Source organism: Glutamicibacter sp. MOO4 (genome assembly GCF_056934395.1).
This window is the reverse complement of record NZ_CM167800.1, coordinates 1,440,763-1,455,675: the sequence shown is the minus strand read 5'-3', so window position 1 is coordinate 1,455,675 and position 14,913 is coordinate 1,440,763. Positions and strand designations below refer to the sequence as shown.

General features: G+C 56.4%; 13 protein-coding genes. 3 read left to right on the top strand and 10 right to left on the bottom strand.

Annotated features, from left to right (window positions below):
- Positions 1-420: 420 nt before the first annotated feature.
- From AC1Z3F_RS06760 to tkt, 10 genes are all read right to left on the bottom strand, one after another.
- Positions 421-1,131, bottom strand: coding sequence for a potassium channel family protein (locus AC1Z3F_RS06760; protein ID WP_444613579.1), 711 nt, complete (start codon positions 1,129-1,131; stop codon positions 421-423).
- A 4-nt stretch (positions 1,132-1,135) separates the two neighbouring features.
- The gene (locus AC1Z3F_RS06755; RefSeq protein ID WP_315973672.1) at positions 1,136-1,879 is read right to left on the bottom strand and encodes a potassium transporter TrkG; all 744 of its coding nucleotides are present in this window, start codon (positions 1,877-1,879) and stop codon (positions 1,136-1,138) included.
- Positions 1,880-1,955: 76 nt separating this feature from the next.
- Positions 1,956-2,237 carry a hypothetical protein gene (locus tag AC1Z3F_RS06750; protein WP_262197560.1) on the bottom strand — a complete coding sequence of 94 codons (282 nt, stop codon included), beginning with the start codon at positions 2,235-2,237 and terminating at the stop codon, positions 1,956-1,958.
- 411 nt (positions 2,238-2,648) lie between these two features.
- Positions 2,649-3,614: an FAD-dependent oxidoreductase gene (locus AC1Z3F_RS06745; RefSeq protein WP_131088416.1), complete on the bottom strand. Its 966-nt coding sequence runs from the start codon at positions 3,612-3,614 to the stop codon at positions 2,649-2,651.
- Between the two features lie 85 nt (positions 3,615-3,699).
- Positions 3,700-4,440: a 6-phosphogluconolactonase gene (pgl, locus tag AC1Z3F_RS06740; RefSeq protein ID WP_131088415.1), complete on the bottom strand. Its 741-nt coding sequence runs from the start codon at positions 4,438-4,440 to the stop codon at positions 3,700-3,702.
- Complete coding sequence (locus AC1Z3F_RS06735) at positions 4,430-5,371, bottom strand: glucose-6-phosphate dehydrogenase assembly protein OpcA (protein WP_131089777.1); 942 nt, start codon at positions 5,369-5,371, stop codon at positions 4,430-4,432. Before AC1Z3F_RS06735 ends, pgl begins: the two co-directional genes overlap by 11 nt.
- Positions 5,368-6,888, bottom strand: a complete 1,521-nt coding sequence (gene zwf / locus AC1Z3F_RS06730; protein ID WP_131088414.1) for a glucose-6-phosphate dehydrogenase — start codon at positions 6,886-6,888, stop codon at positions 5,368-5,370. Before zwf ends, AC1Z3F_RS06735 begins: the two co-directional genes overlap by 4 nt.
- 7 nt (positions 6,889-6,895) lie before the next feature.
- The gene (locus tag AC1Z3F_RS06725) at positions 6,896-8,470 is read right to left on the bottom strand and encodes a glucose-6-phosphate isomerase (protein WP_483566840.1); all 1,575 of its coding nucleotides are present in this window, start codon (positions 8,468-8,470) and stop codon (positions 6,896-6,898) included.
- Positions 8,471-9,574 carry a transaldolase gene (gene tal, locus AC1Z3F_RS06720; RefSeq protein ID WP_131088412.1) on the bottom strand — a complete coding sequence of 368 codons (1,104 nt, stop codon included), beginning with the start codon at positions 9,572-9,574 and terminating at the stop codon, positions 8,471-8,473. It abuts the gene before it with no gap.
- 16 nt (positions 9,575-9,590) lie between these two features.
- Positions 9,591-11,705, bottom strand: coding sequence for a transketolase (gene tkt, locus AC1Z3F_RS06715; protein ID WP_483566839.1), 2,115 nt, complete (start codon positions 11,703-11,705; stop codon positions 9,591-9,593).
- A gap of 753 nt (positions 11,706-12,458) precedes the next feature.
- Here tkt and AC1Z3F_RS06710 point away from each other — a divergent pair.
- The 3 genes from AC1Z3F_RS06710 (at position 12,459) to AC1Z3F_RS06700 (ending at position 14,873) form a co-directional block, all read left to right on the top strand.
- Positions 12,459-13,406, top strand: a complete 948-nt coding sequence (locus AC1Z3F_RS06710) for a heme o synthase (protein WP_262197563.1) — start codon at positions 12,459-12,461, stop codon at positions 13,404-13,406.
- A gap of 185 nt (positions 13,407-13,591) precedes the next feature.
- Positions 13,592-13,942 (top strand): PadR family transcriptional regulator, encoded by a 351-nt coding sequence (locus tag AC1Z3F_RS06705; RefSeq protein WP_131088409.1) that lies wholly within the window; start codon positions 13,592-13,594, stop codon positions 13,940-13,942.
- The gene (locus AC1Z3F_RS06700; RefSeq protein ID WP_483566838.1) at positions 13,926-14,873 is read left to right on the top strand and encodes a DUF1700 domain-containing protein; all 948 of its coding nucleotides are present in this window, start codon (positions 13,926-13,928) and stop codon (positions 14,871-14,873) included. The genes AC1Z3F_RS06705 and AC1Z3F_RS06700 overlap by 17 nt, the downstream gene beginning before the upstream one ends.
- Positions 14,874-14,913: the final 40 nt, after the last annotated feature.

Genomic DNA, 14,913 nt, shown 5'->3' with positions numbered 1-14,913 from the left:
TCGTGACTAGGCCTCATTCTCTAATCGTGTTGGCTCTTCTTCTGATACTGTCGCTTGCTTTGGTAAACCTTCCCGAATCCATAGGTGCGTTTTCGCGAAATTGGTTGGCTGGTCTCTCGGGTTTTGTCCTTTGGCTAATCATGTTTGGCTCGCTGCGGAGGAAGAACAAGTAGTACCGAGCGGATTCTAGGGGTCTACGTATCACCAGTATTCATGGTCACGTCAGCCTGCCGTGCTTACAGGTGTGGCCTTCGTACCGAAACTGAGTGCTGAAAGCTAGCTAAAACCTAAGGTCAAAAGCCGCCAATGGGCGCCTTCCATGATGAGTTGAAGGCGCCCATTGAGTTTTGGGAGCTATGAAAATTGGGCGACGGCACCAATAACGCCTCGGCCGCAGCTGGGTTCTTACGGGAGCAACGGTTAGGCAAGGTTCTTACGGGAGCAACGGTTAGGCAAGTTGCCCAAAGGCTTCGTTATCGGCAACTGAACCGAGTACCAAGAGCTGATCACCAGTGTGTAATACCGTATCGCCCTCGGTATTTTCCATTCACCGTCTGCGTTTGTCGTTGCAGCGATGGTGACGCGGTACTTGTTGCGCACGCCGGCATCGCTGAGCTTAGTACCCTGCAGAATTGAAGGTGCGTCCATTTTGACCATTGCGTAGCCGGGATCGATTTCAAGGAAATCGATCAGCGATCCGCGTACAAGGTGCGCAACAAGCTTGCCCATGTCCTTCTCTGGGTACACGATGTGGTGGATACCTAATTGTTCAAGGACTAGACCATGTCGGTCATCTTGCGCTTTAGCCCAGATCTGCGGGATTCCCATGCTGACCAGCAGGGAACAACACAAAATTAATGATTGCCAGTGGCTGCCGACGGCAACAACAACTCGATCAAATTCATGAATCGATAATTGTTCCAGGGTCTCTCGGTTGGAATCATCTGCACGTACTACCTGAGTCAGTTCGCCGTTTAGGGCCTGAACGGTATGCTCCGGTTGATCAATGCCTAACACATGCGTGCCCGACTTCATCAGTTCTAGGGCCAAGGATTCGCCGAAACGACCCAATCCAATAACTGCTACAGAATCGGCATTAGCCAGTTGATTGTTCGTGTTGTGGACGTTCAATAGCTTAGCCGATGGCTGGTCTTTCTTTAGGTAGTTCGTAAAGAGCTTTACGATCGCGCATGGCTAGGGCTGAGACTAGTGAGAGTACGCCCACTCGGCCCAGATGCATGAGCACAACCAGCACCATCTTTGTGGGGGACGATAGTTCCGGGGTGATACCGGTTGATAGTCCCACGGTTCCAAATGCAGAAGTTGCTTCGAGGAGGCACCGATGAAGTGAGTATTCTGTGAGCAAGTTCAGGGCCATCGTTCCTGCGAAGACTGTCGCTACACCCAAAAGGGCCACGGTGATTGCTTGGCGGTGTACCGCGCGGGACAGACGCTTACCCATGGCATTCACGGCTGTTTCGCCACGAAGCTCGGTGATGATGATGAACAGTAGGATTGCCGCAGTAGTGATTTTGTTAGCATCAGCCGTACCGGCCGGTCTGCCACCAACAAACAACACATCCATGCCATGCCATGTAGCGGAATGCATGGCACCAATATCTATTGAATTGAAGCCTGCGGTACGTGTTTGAACGGACTGAAAGAAGCCGGCCAAAATCCGTGATTCTGGATTGAGTTGGCCAAGAGTTTCTGGGTTGTTCCACTCCATGACGGTGATGAATACCGTACCAACGACCAATAACAGCACCGTCATCAACACGACTAAACTGGTATTCATGGCCCACTTCAGCGCGTTTCTCCAGTGGTGCTTGAGCTGTACTAAAACTGGGAAGCCGAGGCCACCGAGGATTATGGCCACACTGATGGGAAGGCAGAGCTAGGGGTCAGCGACAAAATCCATCAAGTTATTGGTGTGCAGGGCGAAACCGGCTTTATTAAACGCAGAAACGGCATGGAAAACGCCCTGCGAGTAGCACAGCAACCGCCAGTTCAATTGTCAGGGACAACTTGATAATCATGATTGCTGCGGTGCGCACATCTGACCAGCTGACCGCGCTACTTTCTCGCTGTGTTGAGAGCCGGGTGAGATAACCTATTCGACCCATCACCAACATGCTGAGCACCGAGTCGACCAGCATTAATCCAAGTCCGCCAACCTGAATCAATATCAGGATCACGATCTTGCCGAATAAGGTGTAGGCAGTAGCCGTATCCACGACTGTTAAACCTGCAACGCACACCGCGGAGGTTGCGGTGAAATTCCCATCCATCAGTGATGTGAACTGCCCCGATGTAGTGGCCCATGGTTTTGAGAGGAGGAGTCAGCCGAAGAGCATCGCGGAGGCGAACATTATGGCCACAAGGCGTTCGGGTCTAGCCGAGGCGCTGCGACCCAGCGGGTCGATGCGCCAAGCAAGGGTAGAGTGCATATCCATCGCAATGGAAGAAGCGAGGTCGCGCATCGACGCTCGACCAGAAGCACGGATGAAATACTTAGCCTCGGCTGACCCAAGCCAAAGTGATCTGAGGCACTGTGAACTGTTGGTTTGAGGACGCCAACACGGTGCCATTGAAACTCCCATTTGCGTCGATTTTTACACTTGCAACTCGATGGTCGCTTGCGTCGCTTAGGAGCCCATCAACTCATGTACGCGCTGCGCGGTGCCCCATGACATGGTCACGCCACCGCCACCATGTCCGTAGGCAGCAATCACCGAAACCCCTTGAACATCCAGGCGTTCGAGCCGGATTGTTTCACGGGCAGGTCGTAAGCCAACCTTGTGCTCCAATACCTCGCAGTCTGCGAGGGCAGAGACTAACGTGGTCGCTCGTTTGAGAATATCGATGGATGTCTGTGGATCTACTTCAGGATTAGAATCATGGTCTACATCGATACCGCCGACGATAATGTCATCGCGGCGTGGAATAACGTAGATAACACCGTCTGGATGGTCATCGTCGCTGATCCACTCGGTGAGTCCAACGGTATTGGCTAGTCGCACTACTTGGCCGCGAATGGGGTAAACGCTGTCGTCATCACCCAATAACTCGCCGCCACGTAAACCTGCTGCTAGAACGACCACATCAGCTTCATCGGTGAATTCAGAGAGCGACTTAACTGTTCGCTCGATGAACCGTACCGAAAGATTTGTGCATTGGCCACGCAGCCAAGAAAGATATGTCGGCATGGTGATCACCGGAACTGTACCTGCCATGGCAGCCAAAGCGCCTTCGGGCAATATTTCCGGCTCAGCTGGAGCCGAGTCGGCTACAAAATTTGTCCAGGAACGGTCAGCATCGGCCCGGCGTTCAATGTCCATACCAAAACGTAGATCAACGCCGGTCTCTGGAATCAGCGACAAGGCTTGGAAGCGGGACAATGTGCGCGAGAGTAGCAGGTCGGCTGCCGGAGAGTTCTCTGAGTGGTAAGGGAACCAAATGGCCGCCGATACCGAAGAGACAGTCTGCAAGGTGTCTTGATCGCTGACCACAGTCACTTGGTAGCCATGGGAGGCCAGTTCGTGAGCGGTGGACAGCCCAATGACGCCGGCGCCAATGACGGTGACTTTTTGTGAGGATAACAGTTGCGGCATGTATTTCCTTCAAGGAGTTTGGTGGTTAGCGCAAAGGCCGGCCCCGCGAACCAAGAGGTTCAAGGGGCCGACCTTGCGGTGCTATTTAGAGCAGGGTTGAGGCGGCGCGATCCACAATCCAGCGGGTTGCTTCTGTGCCATGCACAGCGCTGGCCGGAACTGCCACTTCATTGATTTCATGGGAGGCTGCAGCCAAAGCCGGAGCCTTGTCCGCACCGGCAACAATCAACCACACTTCACGGGCGGTGTTGATGGTCCCCATGGTCAGGCTCACTCGATGTGGTGGCGGCTTGGGGGAGTTGTGCACCGCAATGGCACCCAACTCCTCAGAACGCGTGTGATTCGGGAACAAGGAAGCGACATGAGAGTCGGGACCCATACCCAGCATCAATACGTCAAAGACCGGGGAGGCTGCGCCTTCACTGGCTTCGGCGGCGAGCAACGCCGTGTAGGCCACGGCTGCTTCTTCAGCAGTCTCAAACTCATCAGTTGATCCCATAGCGTGCACCGTGGCACGATCCAAGCCCAGCTGATCTAGAGCTGCGAAGAGTTCCTCCGCCTGCAAAACGTTGCGATCCGGTGAATCAGCGGCAACAAAACGCTCATCTCCCCACCAGAAGTGCACCTGAGACCAGTTGACCGAAGCCTTTGCTGGGTTCTGTGCCACTGCAGCCAACGCGGCGATGCCCAAGGTACCACCGGTGACAACAATGTGAGCGACCCCGCGGGCCGTCACCGCATCGGTGATCGAAGTGATCAACCGTGCGGCGATGGCCTGCGCCGTAGCAGAAACATCATCATGGATGGTGATTTGCCTAGCGATCACTGGGAACAACGCTCCTGAGCTCAGTCATCTTCAAACCCTTGGTGATGACGTCGCCGAAGACCTCATCGGCGTCCAGGCGGCGCATTTCTTCAGCCAAGCAGTCAGCGACTGAGCGACGTGGAAGGGAGATGCGCTGTGGGGCAGATCCAGGCTGGTACAGGTGAGCCACTGCGCCGGAGGGACGGGAGAGTTCCACATCTCCTGCCTCGCGGGACAAACGCACGCTGGAGAGTCCACCGGTCGTATTATCCGCAGCAATGGTGACCGGAACATCCAAGGTCATGGTCAACCAGGCGGCCAGCAAAGCGGTGGACGGAGAGTTCTCCGAGCCCTTAACCGTGATGCTGGTCAGATCTTCGGTGCCAACCAGATCAATGATGCTGGCCAGCTGTCCGCGCCAGTAGGTCAAACGGGTCCACGCCAGGTCGGTATCGCCAGCATGGTAGCTGTCGGTACGACTGTAGAGCGAAGCCACCGGATCGGCTTCTTCCGCAGAGTCGGTAATTCGACGGTGCGCAAGCTTGCCCAGGGCCGTAGCGTATGGATCCTTTGGCACACCATGTGGCCACCAAGCCACGATCGGTGCATCTGGCAACAACAGGGCCGAGATCAGTGCTTCGTCAGCCACAACATCTGGACCGAAGGTGCGCATGACGATGACCTCGGATGCGCCGGCATCGCCGCCAACACGGATCTGCACGTCAAGACGGTTCTTGGCACTGGTATTGCCGCGCACCACCACGATGATGCGACAAGGGTGCTCGCGACTTGCCAGGTTGGCTGCCTCGATTGCGTTCTCGGCGAAACCTTCACGGGTAATGACCACAAGGGTCAGCACACGAGAAAGCGCAACAACGCCGTGGGTTCGACGTGAGGAAATCAGCTTCTTGGCCACCTTCGAGGTGGTGGTGTCGGGAAGATCAATCATCATGGGCGGCGCCATGTCCTTCCATCTTTGGCCATCAGCTCATCGCTGCTGGCTGGTCCCCAAGAACCCGGTGCGTATGGATCAGGCTGGGTTGGCTGCGAAGCCCAGTATTCCTCAAACGGATCCAGGATCCGCCAGGACTGCTCGACCTCTTCGTGACGTGGGAACAGCGGTGGCTCACCCAAGAGCACATCCAATATCAGTCGCTCGTAAGCTTCTGGGGATGACTCGGTGAACGCGTTGCCGTAGCCGAAGTCCATGGTGACATCGCGAATCTCCATCTGGGTGCCAGGCACCTTGGAGGCCAAACGGATGGTTGCACCTTCATCAGGCTGCACACGGATCACAAAGGCGTTCTGACCGAACTCGTCGGTATCGTGATCACCAAAGAGCAGGTTAGGAGCCTTCTTGAACACGACCGCGATCTCGGTGACGCGACGGCCCAAGCGCTTGCCTGCACGCAGGTAGAACGGTACTCCGTCCCAGCGGCGGGTCTTGATGTTCAAGCGAACCGCAGCGTAGGTTTCGGTTTTGGACTTCGGGTTGAAGCCTTCCTCATCGAGGAACCCAACAACTTCTTCAGCACCCTGCCAACCGGAGGTGTACTGACCGCGTGCGCTGGCTGCTCCCAGATCCTCAGGCAGTTCAACTGCGGTGAGCACCTTCTCCTTCTCGCTGCGCAGGTGATCGGCGTTGAAGGAGATTGGCTCCTCCATGGCGGTCAGCGCGAGCAGCTGAAGCAGGTGGTTCTGGATGACGTCGCGGGCAGCGCCCACTCCGTCGTAGTAGCTGGCACGTCCACCAATGCCGATGTCCTCGGCCATGGTGATCTGCACGTGATCCACGTACTTGTTGTTCCACAGTGGCTCGAACATCTGGTTACCAAAGCGCAGAGCCAACAGGTTCTGTACGGTCTCTTTGCCCAGGTAGTGGTCGATGCGGAAGACTTGATCTGCTGGGAAAACGGACTCCACGATTTCGTTCAGTTCGCGGGCGCTTTGCAGGTTGTGGCCAAACGGCTTCTCGATGACTACTCGTTCCCAGCCTGGGTTCGAGTCGTTGGCCAGGTGGTGCTCGGAGAGCTTCTGGCAAACAATTTCGAACCAGCTTGGTGGGATCGAGAGGTAGAAGGCGTGGTTGCGTCCGGTGGAACGCGTCTCAGCGAGCTCGTCCAAGGTTGCGGCGAGCTTCTGGTACGCGTCATCGTCGTCAAAGGCACCGGAAATAAAGCGCATTCCGGAGGCCAACTGGGCGAAGACCGTCTCATTAAACGGGGTTCGTGAGCTGGCCAGGATCCATTCGCGAGCCTGAGCGGTGAATTCTTCAGCGCTCCAGTCGCGACGGCCGAAGCCGACGATGGCAAAGTTTGGGGGCAAAAGTCCGCGGTTGGCCAGGTCATAGACCGCTGGCATCAGCTTTTTGCGGGCAAGGTCGCCGGTGATTCCGAAGAACACCAGCGCGCCCGGACCGGCGATGCGGTTAAGCCGCCGGTCGCGAGCGTCGCGTAGTGGGTTGTTCATTAGTGCCTTACTTCGCAGCCTCTAGTAGGGCGGCGATGCCGGCTGCGCGATCCGTGAGGTTTACGCGCAGCACAGGGCGGTTGTGTTCGGCATCCGAGAGTACTGCACCGTCGCCAATGGCCTGGGCAGTGATCAAAGAACCGAAGGAGTATGGACGATCTGGGATCTCCAGGTCATCATTGTGGTCCGCGGTGATCTGCAGGAAGACACCCTGTGCCGGGCCACCCTTGTGGTACTGGCCGGTGGAGTGCAAGAAGCGTGGACCCCAGCCGAAGGTGACCGGGCGACCGGTCTTTTGTGCGAACACATCGCGCAGTTCTTCCAACGCAACATCCGAAGTGCGGTTCAGGTACGCCTGGATGGCGAAGTAACCGTCTTCTGGCAGCTGTGCGGTGAGCTGATCCAGTGCCTCAGCCAGGGTGCTGGCGGTGCTGCCGTACAGCTGTACGGAGCCATCGGTAGCATCTGGAGCACTCTGTGCTGGAGCATCAAGCATGGAGCGTGCTGCGACCTTCGCGGCCTCAACGTCTGGCTGATCAAATGGGTTGATACCCAACAGGTAGCCGGCGATTGCGGTGGCGTACTCGAAGATCATGAAGGCGGTGCCCAGTGGTGCACTGAAGTGCACAGCGGTAGCGTCTTCGTCTAGTTCTTCAGCGAGTTCGTCGTAGACAAACAGTGGCAGTACGTCGGCTGCGAGGTTTTTCAGCTCTGGAGCGTCAACGTGCGCGGCCACTGGCAAAATGCCTTTGCCCAGCTTGCCGGTGGATTCAGCGATGAGCTGTTCAGCCCAGTCACCAAAGCCTGGCAGTGCGTCGCCAACACAGGAGATCAGCAGCTTGTCGCGACCTGCGGTAGCCATGGCAGCACCTAGGTGCAACGCAATGTTGTCCTCGTCGTCGGCGGCCAGGATGTCGTTGATTAGCCCTGCTTCTTCAACCAGTGCCTCGATGTCCGCGCCGGCCAGACCAGAAGGTACCAGTCCGAATGCGGTCAGTGCCGAGTAACGTCCACCCACGTTGGGGTCGGCGTTGAATACTGCACGCACACCTTCAGCCTTGTCCATTGGCGAACCCGGATCGGTGACAAGCACCAGGCGGGTTGCTGGATCAATACCGGCGGCGGCGAACGCTGCGGTGAAGGCACGACGCTGCGAGTCGGTTTCAACGGTGGAGCCGGATTTGGAAGAAACGACCACAACGGTGCGCTCCAAGTCGGTTCCAACGATGTCCCTGACCATCGATGGATCGGTGGTATCGCAGATGACCAGTTCGATCTCATCGTTGGCCGCGATGACCTCGGGGGCCAGCGAGGATCCACCCATGCCACAAAGCACGATGCGGGTCAGGTTTTCCTTGACTAGTTCTTCGCGCAGGGCCAAGATTTCTGGAATCAGCTTTGCCGCAGCATCAAAAGGGTTCACCCAACCGAGACGGATGGAAGACTCAGCTTCAGCATCTGGACCCCATACGGTGGAATCCTTAGCGGTGATGCGGCTGGCGATCTTTTCTTCGATCAGCTTCGGAAGTAGCTGATCAACGGAGGCAAGAGCAGCTCCGGTGGTTACTAGTCCGAGTTCCATTTACTTAGCTCCCTTGAGAGCCACCGACATATCTTCGAGCAGTTCGTTCCAAGCAACATCGAACTTCTCAACGCCTTCAACCTCAAGCAGGTTGACAACCTCGTTGTAATCGATGCCCACAGCTGCCAGCTTGTCCAACACGTGGTTGGCTGCATCGTAGCTACCGGTGATGGTGTCGCCACGAACCTCAGCCTCAGCTGCGGTAGCGTCCAAGGTCTTTTCTGGCATGGTGTTCACGGTGTTGGCAGCGACCAACTCGGTGACGTACAGGGTCGATGGGTAGGCAGGATCCTTCACACCGGTCGAAGCCCACAGCGGACGCTGAACGTTGGCGCCAGCGGCAGCCAGCACCTCGAAGCGTGCCGAAGCAAAGGTCTCTTCGAAGACCTGGTAGGCAAGGCGAGCGTTAGCAACGCCGGCCTGGCCGCGCAGAGCGGTAGCAGCATCGGTGCCAATAGCGGCAAGACGATTGTCGATTTCGCTGTCAACGCGGGAGACGAAGAAGGAAGCGACCGAGTGGATCTTGGACAGGTCCAAGCCCTTGGCGTGCGCCTTCTCCAGACCGATCAGGTACGCGTTGATCACTTCGCGGTAGCGCTCAAGCGAGAAGATCAAGGTGACGTTCACGGAGATGCCTTCGGCAATGGTCTCGGTGATTGCTTCCAAGCCCTCAAGGGTTGCTGGGATCTTGATCAGTACGTTTTCGCGGTTTACGCGCTCGTACAGTGCCTTGGCCTGAGCGATGGTTGGTGCGGTTTCGTGAGCCAAGCGAGGGTCAACCTCGATGGACACACGACCGTCGAAGCCCTTGGAGGACTCGTAAACACCCTTGAACAGATCGCAGGCTGCAGCAACGTCGTCGCTGGTGATCTCGGTGATGGCGTCCTCTACGGACTTTTCACGCTGTTCGGCGATAGCTTCGCCGTACACTTCAGCCTTGGACAGTGAAGCGGCGAAGATTGCTGGGTTGGTGGTTACGCCAACAACGTTCTTCTCTTCGATCAGCTTGGCCAAGGAGCCGCTGGTCAGTCGTTCACGGGAAAGGTCATCAAGCCAGATGGAAACGCCGGCGTCGGAGAGGGCCTGGGTATTTGGGTTGCTCATAATGTACTTCGAATCCTTACTTTGCGGCGTTCTGAACGGAGGTTTCGGCTGCGGCAACTACGGCCGCGGTGGTGATACCGAACTCTGAGTACAGCTTCTTGTAATCGGCGGAGGCGCCGAAGTGGTCCAGGGAGATGATCTCGCCGTTAGCGCCGACCAGCTCGCGCCAGCCCTGTGCTACACCGGCTTCAACCGATACGCGGGCGGTGATTGCTGCCGGGAGCACCTCTTCGCGGTAAGCCGCATCCTGCTTGGCGAACCATTCGAAGGAAGGCAGCGAAACTACGCGAGCTGCGATGTTCTTGGCGGCCAGCTCTTCACGAGCCTCAACTGCCAGTTCCACCTCGGAACCGGTAGCCAGCAAGATGACATCTGGGGTGACCTCTGCGCCGTCACGAACGGCTTCAGCCAGGATGTAGCCACCCTTCAAGGTGCCCTCTGCGCCGCGGAAGCCGGTGGCTGCACGGTCGTAGATTGGCAGGTTCTGACGGGAGAGCACGATGCCCGAAGGGGTATCGGTCAGCTCCAACATGCCACGCCATGCGTAAGCAACTTCGTTGGCGTCCGCTGGGCGAACGACGTCGAAGTTAGGGATCACGCGTAGCGAAGCAAGCTGCTCCACTGGCTGGTGGGTTGGGCCGTCTTCGCCCAGACCGATGGAGTCGTGGGTCCATACGAAGATCGAAGGCACACCCATCAGGGCAGCCAAGCGGATCGCTGGGCGCTGGTAATCCGAGAAGATCAGGAAGGTGCCAGAGAACGCGCGGGTTGGGCTCGAAAGCACAATACCGTTCACGATCGAGGCAGCTGCGTGCTCGCGGATGCCGAAGTGCAGTACACGACCGTATGGGCTTGCATCCCACGAAGCGGTGGAGCGACGCTCGGGAGCGAAGGACTTCGCGGTATCGATGGTGGTGTTGTTGGAACCGGCGAGGTCAGCGGAGCCGCCCCACAGTTCTGGCAACTCATCAGCGATCGCGTTGATGACCTTGCCCGAAGCCGAACGGGTGGCCATGGTGGAACCTGGCTCGAAGACGGGAAGCTTTTCGATCCAGCCTTCTGGAAGCTTGCCAGCCTGCAGGCGCTCAAGCAGAGCAGCCTCTTCTGGGTTAGCGCTCTTCCACGAGTTGAAGGTTTCGTTCCAGGACTCGTGCAGGTCGGCGCCACGGGTGACAACTTCGCGTGCGTGATCCAGTACTTCCTGGTCGATGTGGAAGTTCTTTGCTGGGTCGAAGCCCAGAACTTCCTTCAGGCCTGCAACTTCGTCGGTTCCCAGCTTGGAACCGTGGATGCCGCCGGTGTTCTGCTTGGTTGGTGCTGGCCAGCCGATCACTGTGCGCAGGGCAATGATCGATGGACGGGAAGTCTCAGCCTTGGCAGCGCGGATGGCCTCATCCAGTGCCTTGAGGTCTTCGACGTATGCGCCGGTGACGGTCCAGTCAACGCGCTGGGTGTGCCAGCCGTAAGCGTCGTAGCGACCCAGTACGTCTTCGGTGAAGGCGATGTCGGTGTCGTTCTCGATGGAAATCTTGTTGTCATCGTAAATTACGACGAGGTTGCCAAGTTCCTGATGACCAGCCAGCGATGAAGCCTCGGAGGTAACACCCTCCTGCAGGTCACCATCGGAAGCGATGACGTACACGGTGTGGTCAAACGGGCTGGTTCCAGCTTCAGCAGCTGGGTCCAGCAGGCCACGCATGCGGCGCTGCGAGTAGGCGAAACCAACGGCGGAGGCCAGTCCCTGACCCAATGGGCCGGTGGTGATCTCGACGCCGGCGGTGTGGCCAACTTCTGGGTGACCCGGGGTCTTTGCGCCCCAGGTGCGCAGTGCTTCGATGTCTTCCATCTCTAGGCCATAGCCGGAGAGGAAAAGCTGCAGGTACAAGGTCAAAGAAGTGTGACCAGGGGAGAGCACGAAGCGGTCGCGGCCGATCCAGTTAGGATCCTTAGGGTCGTGGCGCAAGTGCTTCTGGAAAATCAGGTAGGCGGCCGGTGCCAAGCTCATTGCGGTACCGGGATGGCCATTGCCAACTTTTTCAACAGCGTCGGCTGCCAGGACACGGGTGGTGTCGATGGCCTTACGATCCAACTCAGTTAGTGAAAACTCTTCTACTAAGGCTTCAGTCGCCACAGCGGCGTTCCTTCCATTCAGGCTCGGACGGGAGCTATCTCCCGCTGACACGCAATACGCCGTCGCCTCCCACAAGTTCCTGACATTTCTTAGCTCAGGAAGATCTAGGTTGCGACGGCGCAATCTCGCTCAACTCTATCGCGAAAATAAAGCTTCGCGTGTTGGTTATAGCAAGATGACGCGCAACTTTATTTCCGCAACGTAACGCTTGATTCACCACAGATAAAAACAAATGCCCGGATCCCTTTGGATTGGAGCGATGTTTCGTTTGTCACAGGGGCACGAAGCGAGGTGGGGCAGAGCTGAACGAAACATTCGGCCGGGTATCACCGCAAATGAAATGAACAAGGGTAGGTGCTTGTGCATTTGCTTAATACAGGACTTATTATCTGTTGAATGGATCATGAGTAGACTCAATGAAGTCAAAGACCCTGAAAGTTTCAAAAAACTAACATTTTGCGGCGGTCCCAGTCGGCGCGCGAACCGAGCTCCAGGAGGCCTTGTCCAGATATTGAGACTTCGTGACGCTGTTCGCTAAGAGGTGAGGTGACCAAGCGAGCCATTGAGCAAGCGCGGTAAGCCGGATCAAACTTTTGTGGAGCAGGTTGACCGAGATCACCAAGATTTGCCGTGGAAGAGCCTGCTAAGGAGTTTCAAAGAATTTCTATCGGGCGTAGAATGATTTTGTCTATCTTGTACCCGTGAAGAACTGAGTGCGTTTAATTGAAGACTCAAAGTGTCGCCGGAGCATCAGTGCCGCGCGCGTCGCGTCAGCCTGGTGAGAGCACCTCAGATTTTGTGAAGCGTAAGGCCAGCGCCTATTTCTCGCTGACCAAGCCTCGCGTTATCGAGTTGCTGCTGGTAAGCACCCTTCCGACCATGATCTTCGCCCAGCGAGGATTCCCTCCGCTCTGGCTCATGATCTCCACCCTCGTTGGTGGCGCAATGGCAGCCGGTGCTTCGGGTGCATTCAACTGCTATATCGATCGCGATATGGACAAGTTGATGAAGCGTACCAAGGGACGCCCTCTGGTAACTGGAGACCTGACGCCAAAAGAAGCGTTGATCTTCTCGTGGGTCTTGGCCATTGCGTCGCTTGTTGTTCTCTGGTTCGGCACCAACCCGCTGACCACTGCCTTGGGTCTCGCTGCGATTCTTCTCTACGTTGTCTTCTACACGATGATTCTGAAGCGACGCACTGCTCAGAACATTGTTTGGGGTGGCATCGCCGGCTGTATGCCAGTTCTGATTGCTTGGGCGGCCGTTACCGAAAAGATTGAGTGGCCAGCTGTCATTCTCTTCTTGGTCATCTTCCTTTGGACTCCGCCTCACTACTGGCCACTGTCCATGAAGTACGCGGATGACTACAACGCAGCCTCGGTTCCTATGCTTGGCGCAATTGCCAACGCACGCCGGGTATCCGTTCAAGTTGTTCTCTACGCATGGGCAACCGTCGTATGCTCAATGCTGCTAGTTCCTTTGGGCCACGCTGGCATTCTCTACACGGCCATTGCCGGTGGTGCTGGCATCTGGTTCGTCATAGAGTCGCACGTTCTGTATCGCGAAGCTCAGGGCGATCACAAACCAGCAGTAGTCAACCGCAAGGCTATGAAGGTCTTCCATATCTCGATCACCTACTTGACGATTGTCTTCCTAGCATTGGCTTTTGATCCGTTTGTCGGAAGTCCACTGTTCGGCTAAAAGCCGTTTTGGAGTTCATGATCCGCTAGCCCCTTCGCAAACAATCTTTGGATTGGCGGAGGGGCTTTTGCATGCCCGGTGCCAGGACGTAGTTAGTGCCCGCTCTATAGTCCACCTAATGTCGGTCTGCATCATGCAAGTTGATCTTGCTATGCAAGTCTTGTTATGCAAGGTATGCTCAATCCATGCTCGAACAGCGCGAAAAGATAGCAACCAATATACGCAAGGGTGTTCTCGAATATTGCGTCCTAGGATCACTGGCTAACGACGACAAGTATGGGCTAGAACTTGCTGAGGAACTGACGAAACGTCATTTGACGGCAGGGGAAGGCAGCCTGTATCCGCTACTTGCCCGAATGAAAACTGCAGGGTTGGTCGAGACTCGTTGGGAAGAAGGCGGGGCAGGCCGAAAGCGAAAATACTACTCAATCACCGGCCACGGGCAGATCATGCTCAAGGAGTTCCGCGCCGTGTGGGCCGACATTACGGAACAGGTTGAACAATTGCTTGGAGGGCAAGATGGCGAAGGCAGCTGAGAACCAAAGCGTGGAGGCCTATCTGCGGTCGTTGGATCATCAATTACGAAATGTGCCGATAGAGGCTCGACGAGAGCTCGTTGAAGATATCGCGGAGCACATCGATGAAGGTCGCGAAAGGGGGCGTAGCGAAAGCGAGATCATTGCCGCCCTCGGAACTCCGCAAGCAGTAGCGGCACCGTACCTAGAAGACGTGCTGCGTGACGGAAACTCGCCTCGACTGCGTCGCATCCGCCGGGTACTGGGCATCGTCGCGTTGGTGACGGGTCTGTTTTCCGCGATTATTTCGCGATCCTCGGATTCAACCATTGTGAACATGGCTTTTGGCCCTGTAGAGCTTCAAGGACTGAGCATCAATTACGACTACTCCGATGTCTTTGCGGCAATACAGCTTCTAATTTTCTTGGCACTTGCCTTGATGGTTGCAGCGTCAGCCGTCATGAAGCCGACTACTGCGCGAAAATACAGCATTGCGGCCGCCATTGTCATGACGGTTGTCGTGATTATCTGCGGGACCGGGCTGGGAATGTTTTTCGTGCCTTCGATGGTCACCGCCTGGATGCTCGCCGGTGCAAATAATCTAAAACTCAGCCATGTTGGTAGATCCAAGCGGTCGCGCACCGTTCAAGCTATCGGTGGCGTCGTGTTGTTGATCCCGGTGTTGCTTTCCTTAGCTGGGCTGGCCACCGGTGGCGTTCAGGGAGCAGGCGCCTACGTCTATGCAGCGCTCGGACTCCTTTGCGGCGTAGGGTTCGTTCTCAAATTCAGGCTGGCGCTCTGGGCAACTTGCGTCATTGGAGCAGGGGTGTCCATCGGTTCCATCCTTGATCAAGGGATGTTGATGGCAGCGTTATGGCTAGCGGGTATTGCGTACTTCTACTTTGGCTTATATGGCCTGCTGTGGTTTGAGAAACGTAAGCTGGCAAGTTAGGCCCCTGGCGGTTGTCAACACATTTTAAACAGTTCGGGTG

Bases quoted from the DNA above. Each gene is read 5' to 3' on its own strand.
- AC1Z3F_RS06745 (WP_131088416.1), bottom strand. From the start codon at position 3,614: ATGCCGCAACTGTTATCCTCACAAAAAGTCACCGTCATTGGCGCCGGC.
- AC1Z3F_RS06735 (WP_131089777.1), bottom strand. From the start codon at position 5,371: ATGATGATTGATCTTCCCGACACCACCACCTCGAAGGTGGCCAAGAAG.
- zwf (WP_131088414.1), bottom strand. From the start codon at position 6,888: ATGAACAACCCACTACGCGACGCTCGCGACCGGCGGCTTAACCGCATC.
- AC1Z3F_RS06725 (WP_483566840.1), bottom strand. From the start codon at position 8,470: ATGGAACTCGGACTAGTAACCACCGGAGCTGCTCTTGCCTCCGTTGAT.
- tal (WP_131088412.1), bottom strand. From the start codon at position 9,574: ATGAGCAACCCAAATACCCAGGCCCTCTCCGACGCCGGCGTTTCCATC.
- AC1Z3F_RS06705 (WP_131088409.1), top strand. From the start codon at position 13,592: ATGCTCGAACAGCGCGAAAAGATAGCAACCAATATACGCAAGGGTGTT.
- AC1Z3F_RS06700 (WP_483566838.1), top strand. From the start codon at position 13,926: ATGGCGAAGGCAGCTGAGAACCAAAGCGTGGAGGCCTATCTGCGGTCG.